The 6,253-nt window shown below is 42.5% G+C and carries 4 protein-coding genes and 1 pseudogene; 3 read left to right on the top strand and 2 right to left on the bottom strand.

The genetic code is table 11. The features are described 5' to 3' along the window. Positions 1 to 530: 530 nt before the first annotated feature. Positions 531 to 1,415, top strand: a pseudogene (blaOXA, locus tag LC574_RS38175) (class D beta-lactamase). Here blaOXA and thiS read toward each other — a convergent pair. Together thiS and LC574_RS21615 are read right to left on the bottom strand one after the other, a co-directional pair. After that, positions 1,412 to 1,624 carry a sulfur carrier protein ThiS gene (thiS, locus tag LC574_RS21610; RefSeq protein ID WP_229455531.1) on the bottom strand — a complete coding sequence of 71 codons (213 nt, stop codon included), beginning with the start codon at positions 1,622 to 1,624 and terminating at the stop codon, positions 1,412 to 1,414. The pseudogene blaOXA and the gene thiS overlap by 4 nt on opposite strands. Positions 1,625 to 1,796: 172 nt before the next feature. Continuing rightward, positions 1,797 to 2,912, bottom strand: a complete 1,116-nt coding sequence (locus LC574_RS21615) for a thiamine phosphate synthase (protein ID WP_229455532.1) — start codon at positions 2,910 to 2,912, stop codon at positions 1,797 to 1,799. A gap of 810 nt (positions 2,913 to 3,722) precedes the next feature. On the opposite strand from LC574_RS21615, the gene LC574_RS21620 reads away from it, so the two are divergent. Together LC574_RS21620 and LC574_RS21625 are read left to right on the top strand one after the other, a co-directional pair. Continuing rightward, on the top strand, positions 3,723 to 5,459 hold the full coding sequence (locus LC574_RS21620) for a DUF1565 domain-containing protein (RefSeq protein ID WP_229455536.1): 1,737 nt from the start codon (positions 3,723 to 3,725) through the stop codon (positions 5,457 to 5,459). A gap of 420 nt (positions 5,460 to 5,879) precedes the next feature. Next, positions 5,880 to 6,212: a DUF433 domain-containing protein gene (locus LC574_RS21625; RefSeq protein ID WP_229455533.1), complete on the top strand. Its 333-nt coding sequence runs from the start codon at positions 5,880 to 5,882 to the stop codon at positions 6,210 to 6,212. The last annotated feature ends 41 nt before the right edge of the window (positions 6,213 to 6,253 follow it).

A 6,253-nucleotide genomic window follows, 5' to 3' on the forward strand; every position in this document is an offset into this window, starting at 1 on the left:
AGTCAGTAGTTTCCACTCAGTGACTGCTGACTACTCATTATTAGTTATGTATTCCTGAAAATGAAGCAATTTTCTAAATAGCTTAAAATTACAGCAGTTTTCATGTATTTGAACCACATCTGTTGTAAGGGCACAGCATTGCTCATACGTGTCAACTTAAGCTAAAAACGCTTATCTGTTGGCTTCCACGCCCGCCTAGAACTAAAGTTCAAGGCTAATAGCTAAAGTCTACTAAAGTAGACTAAAGATTTTTGGCTATATTTAGTCATCTTCAGATGACTTTCGCTATTAGCAAGGAACTTCAGTTCCTTGCGGGACATGGCTTTTACGTTAAGTTGACACCAATGAGCTGGCTCGTGCCCCTACCGCGTGGTCTATTTACCTGAAAATAGCTGTAAATTGTATAATCAATAGCTTTGAAAATGAGCAAGATTGCAGTGTAAAATCTCGCTTGTGATTCCATTAAATATGCAATGAAAAATATCTTGTTTCGCATTTGGCAATCCTTTCGGCACTACGCAAAGCGCCAAATGCAATCACTTGTCTTTACAGTTATTGGATGTCTTATTGTATTGAGTGTGATTACCTTTGGGGCAATGTATGTTCTGGCTCAACCTGCTTCAATCCTATCTGAACATCCAGCAATACTCGCTGTTAAAACACCAAATTTGGCGCGACACTTTCAAGAATTCGGGCGTGAAGGCTCAATATTGATTTACGACTCAAAAAATAACCGCTTCTATGAACACAATTCTCAACGTAATGCAACTGCGTAGGCGTAGCCCGTCGTAGACATCGCTCCAGCTTCGACATTCAAAATTTTTAACGCGCTGGTAGCTTTAGAAATAGGTGTAGTTCCTGATGATGTGGCGGTTCTGACTTGGGATGGAATTCACCGAGAGATTGATGCCTGGAATCATGATACAAATTTGCGTCAAGCCTTTAAAGATTCAACTGTTTGGTTCTATCAAGTACTAGCACGTAGGGCTGGATATGAACGGATGCAGCAATTTATTAACAAAGTAGGTTACGGGAACCGTCAGATTGGCACCGCCGCAGACATTGATCGTTTTTGGCTACAACAGCAGCTATTGCAAATTACACCCAAAGAGCAAATTAAGTTTTTGCAACGGTTGTATCAAGGCGATTTGCCTTTCTCCCAAAGGACAATAAATCTTGTCAAAGACATTATGGTACGTGAACAAACTCCAGACTACACACTGCGAGGAAAGACGGGATGGTTAACGAGTACCAAACCAAACGTTGGTTAGTTCGTGGGTTATTTAGAGCAAAATAAAAACGTCTACTTTTTCGCAACAACCCTTGATATGGATAAAGCAGAGGATGCACCCGCCCGCATCGAGATTACACGACGCAGCCTCAAGGATTTGGGCTTGCTGACTCAAATCAACTAACCACCACCAACAATAGTTACCACTTCTAAGCGATCGCCTGGTTGCACTTTTGTTTGCGGCCAAAACTGGCGATGTAAAATTTCGCCATTATACTCTACAGCCACCAAGCGGGGGTTAAAACCCAACTGTTGAAGTAAGTCGGGTAAAGAAGTTTGAAATGAGCAGCTATGGGTTTCCCCATTTACCTGAACCGTAATTTTATTAGACATAAATGTGGGTGGGGAGTGGGGAGTGGGGAGTGGGGAATGGGGAATGGGGAATGGGGAATTGGTTATTCACTTTGGACTAATGACTAATGACTAATGACTAATGACTAATGACTAATGACTAATGACTAATGACTAATGACTAATGACTAATGACTAATGACTAATGACTCTTTTAAAGTTCTGGTTTAATGCGATTGAGTTGAGATAGCAAATATTGTGTTACTAAGGTAGGCTGTTCGGCTTGCATGAGCGATCGCACCACTGCTACACGTTCGGCTCCAGCATCGATCACATCATTGATATTATTGGCATCTATTCCTCCAATGGCAAACCAGGGAATTGAGCAATTTTTGGCAGCATAGCTGACATATTCTAAACCTGTCGCTACCTTACCTAGTTTCGTAGGAGTTTCATAAACTGGCCCCACGCCAATGTAATCTACACCTTCAGCAATTGCTGCTTGCATTTCTTCTTGATTTGTGGTAGAAAGACCTATCAAACGCTGGGAACCCACTAATTGCCGAGCAACAGCAATGGGCATATCTTGTTGTCCTAGATGCACCCCATCTGCATCGACTGCTAAAGCTACATCCACGCGATCGTTAACAATGAACAAAGCACCGTAGATATGGCATAATTGCCGGAGTTTTCTGGCTTGTTCCAGACGCAAAGAATCATCGGCGGTTTTGTCGCGGTATTGTAAAAGTGTTAATCCCCCTTTGAGTGCAGCTTCGACGTTGTTCAACAAAGTTTCACTAGGAGAAGTAACAAGATACAAACGCGATCGCCATAACAATTGATGGCGCTGATGACCCATTAAACTACTTTCTAGCGTATAAACCTGATAGCGCATCTGCTTACAAGCTTTAGCCATAGTTGGGTGATAAAGCTTGCTGTATTCTTCCAACACCCGTAATGCTTCTTCTATACGGCAAAAATTAGCTTGCAACACCGATTTGATACTAGCTCGTTGTTCTTCCTGAGGATGGGTTAACTCAGTTCCAGGATCGCCTGGTGTATCTCGCGCCGCCCGCAATTCCGGGGTATGCCACTTAGCAACCTCTTGTCGCAAACGCTTACATTCAAGAGCCAACTGGGCATTATTCAACCCAAAGCGACACCATTCTTCGATAATTCGCAAGCCCTCACGAGCACGATCTAAATTCGCATCTAAAATGCGGTAGACAACTTGTTGTATCTGCCCTTTTTGGCTGTATGGCTCGACCATTACAACAACCCCGTTAGTGCTTTCATCGGAATGTGAATTATCATATATCCTAGTAACCATAAGTTAATTAATTTGCTTTTTTTTACTCAATTTTTGCAGAATATACGGAAAATAACCTAGTAGTGAGAGTTACGGTAAATTATCCCTTTTTCCTATAGGCAGTGATAAGGGTAGTTTGAGGCTACAGTTTCGCACTAAGGTTAGTCAAGTATTTTAGGGTAAACGACAAGCTTACAAAGGACTAGCTAGAGCGGATACACTGGAAAATCCACAATGGGCAAATTAAATTTGAGACTGCATGGATACTATTTGGAGAGCATTTATACAGTAAATTTTAACTTTGAAATAGAGCGCTTTCTCGCCCAAAATCTCATCTGAGCCTATTAAAGCTCATAGTATATATCGCCTCACTGATGGTTAACAAATTTTAGAGTGAGGGTATTTTGGCGTTCGCGTAGCGTGTCTTTTAGGACAAGGTATTGTTGAACAGACACAATATCATTTATTACCTTGTCTTAAAAATTGCCACTCGCTCAATATGTGAGTAATATTATCGACATAATACTCTTAGAGAGTATAAGAATTTATGGTTACTTCCGAGGAGTTGTGTTAAATATGATTCACCATCGTGTTTTTCCTAAGTACCATAGGGTAGATGTTATGCTTGCAAAGCTGAAGTTTCTCAAATCAGCAAGGCTTTTATTTTTTATTTTTTCAGTATTATCTTTTACTGTAAGCATGGGAGCGCCAAGTATGCCGTTCCTGGATAGGGCGTTAGCGGAGCTCGCCGTTGGCGTACCACTTCGTGGAAGCAAGCTACGCGTTAGCGTCTCTGAAAGAGAAGCCTCTCGAAGAGAAGGCATCGCTCAGATGCCATCAACACCAGTTTCAACACCTCTAGTTGAGAAAACAAATTCTCAGGCTAACGTGCTGTTTGTCAACCCAAATGGTGGAGATGACAAATTAGGCAATGGCAGCGAATCGGCTCCGATAAAAACCATTACCCAAGCGTTGCGATTAGCTAACGCCAATACTGTAATTATGCTCTCCATCGGCACTTATAGCGTCGAGACAGGAGAGGAATTTCCCTTAATATTGAAACCGGGTATCTCAATTCAAGGCAACCCTAGCAATCAAGGTAAGGATATTGTAATTCAAGGAGGTGGTGATTACCTGAGCCGCAGCTTTGGCAATCAAAATGTCACAATTGTTGGAGCAAACCAAACCTTGCTTACTGGGGTGACGGTGACGAACCCAAACCGCCGTGGTTACGGTTTATGGGTTGAATCAAGTAATCCGGTAATCGCAGAAAATACATTTACCGGCAGTACCCAAGATGGGATTTCTATCTCTGGTAATGCTGCACCTACTATTAGTAAGAATTATTTTGATCGCAATGGAGCCAATGGCATCACAATTGCTGGTAACTCCAGTCCCCAAGTGAAAGAAAATGTCTTTCACGAAACGGGTTTTGGGATCAATATTGCCCAAAATGCCGCTCCTGTAGTCATAGGGAATCAAATTCAAAACAATAGATCGGGAATTGTGGTGCAAGCAAAAGGCCGCCCGATTTTGCGGAATAATGTTATTCAAGATAATAAAGAAGATGGTTTAGTTGCGATCGCTCAAGCAATGCCCGATTTGGGTAGTGCATCCGAACCTGGAGGTAATCAATTTCAAAATAATGCCCGCTACGATATTAACGCCAGCGCTGCTAAACAGGTGATTTCTGCTGCTGGTAACAACCTTGTGAGCGATCGCATCACTGGCAAGGTAGATATCAACGGTACAACAGCACTTGCAACACAAAATTCTCAACCTGCTCCTGTCCCCAACAATGTGTTACGAGAAATACCAGCAAATGGGGAAATCACCTTCTCGGCTCCCGAAATCTCTGAAAGTACTAATAGGCAAACCAGCAACAGCATTTCAGCAAATAATCCTGTTTCTGCACAATTAAACAGTCAACTGCTGCCATTGTTGCCAGCCAATATGCCACTTTCCACGTCTATATCCAATCAACAGCAAGCCACCTCTAAAGTTGCCGATTTTCCTACTCCTAGCAGCTTATCGGCTAGACAAATACCAACTAACACTTCAAGAGTTGCAACTCCCAGTCCAGCACAGCCACCTGATACACCACAGTTGAATTATGTGCGGATTGAGCCTAATACGATTGAGTTTACTGCTCCTGAATACCCATCCAATTCAGTTGCACAGCCAGCAGTTCCAAGTATGAGAGAGCAAACACAGCAGCCATTACCAGTACTAGAAACTTCTGCCCCGGCTGCTTCAGCACTTTTACCACTTCCTGATAACAATATCCCTATTGGTAATACTCGCAATATACGAACAAGTTCTGCAAGTATTCCCTATGGCGGTAACTCTGCGACACAATTTGGTGTACGTTATCGCGTAGTAGTGCCACTTTTCACTGATAAAGATCAAGATTTAGTGCGATCGCTTGCTCCTGGTGCGTTTCTCACAGTTTGGGATGGTCAAAAAGTTATGCAAGCAGGAGTATTTAGCAGTGAATATAACGCTAAAGAAATGCTCAAAACACTCTCTAATAAAGGTTTAAGAGCCATTATGGAACCGTTGAATTAATTGGGCATCCCTTCGGCTTACTTCGACTACGCTCAGTACAAGTCGCTCAGGGCAAGTGGGCATGGGGCAAAAGGGGTAGAGGGGAAAGCACTTACATCATTGGTGTCAACTTAACGTAAAAGCCATGTCCCGCAAGGAACTGAAGTTCCTTGGCTTTTAGCTGAAGTCATCTTTAGATGACTAAATAATCCGAAAAATTTTTAGTCTACTTCAGTAGACTTTAGCTATAAGCCCTGAAATTCATTTCTGGGCGGGCGTGGAAGCCAATAGATAAGCGATTTTTAGCTTAAGTTGACACCAATGGACTTACATCCCCTCCAGTCTTTTTCCTCAATTTTGAATTTTGATGTCAGGGAGATCGCTCTTTAACGGCTAAAGTAAACTGAAGACAGAAATACCACAAATCCAAGAATTGCCCCCATGAGCGTTCAAATCGAATTTCAGGTTACCGCTCCACCGTTTCGTTGGGATGAAGCTGGAGGTATTCGCATCGGTCAAAGCCGCGTTACTCTCGATAGCTTGCTAGCAACATACCATAACGGCTCTACACCTGAAGAAATTGCTGTTCAGTATCCCGTTCTCTGTTTAGGGGAGATATACGCAGCGATCGCATATTATCTCACCCATCGCCAAGAAATCGACAATTACCTAGAGCAGCGTCGCAAAAAAGCTCAACAACAGCGAAATCAATTTGTCCAGCAGTATAATTTAGCTAATCTTAGGCAGCGCTTGCGCGATCGCGGGTCAAAATGAAATCAATCGACTTGAGATAACGATGCACCTCAAAATGAAAT

It is taken from the genome of Nostoc sp. CHAB 5715 (assembly GCF_020829685.1).
Taxonomy (GTDB): Bacteria; Cyanobacteriota; Cyanobacteriia; order Cyanobacteriales; family Nostocaceae; genus Nostoc.

Excerpts from the sequence above, each read along its gene's own strand:
- LC574_RS21615 (WP_229455532.1), bottom strand. The coding sequence starts at position 2,912 with ATGGTTACTAGGATATATGATAATTCACATTCCGATGAAAGCACTAAC.
- LC574_RS21625 (WP_229455533.1), top strand. The coding sequence starts at position 5,880 with ATGAGCGTTCAAATCGAATTTCAGGTTACCGCTCCACCGTTTCGTTGG.
- thiS (WP_229455531.1), bottom strand. The coding sequence starts at position 1,624 with ATGTCTAATAAAATTACGGTTCAGGTAAATGGGGAAACCCATAGCTGC.
- LC574_RS21620 (WP_229455536.1), top strand. The coding sequence starts at position 3,723 with ATGCCATCAACACCAGTTTCAACACCTCTAGTTGAGAAAACAAATTCT.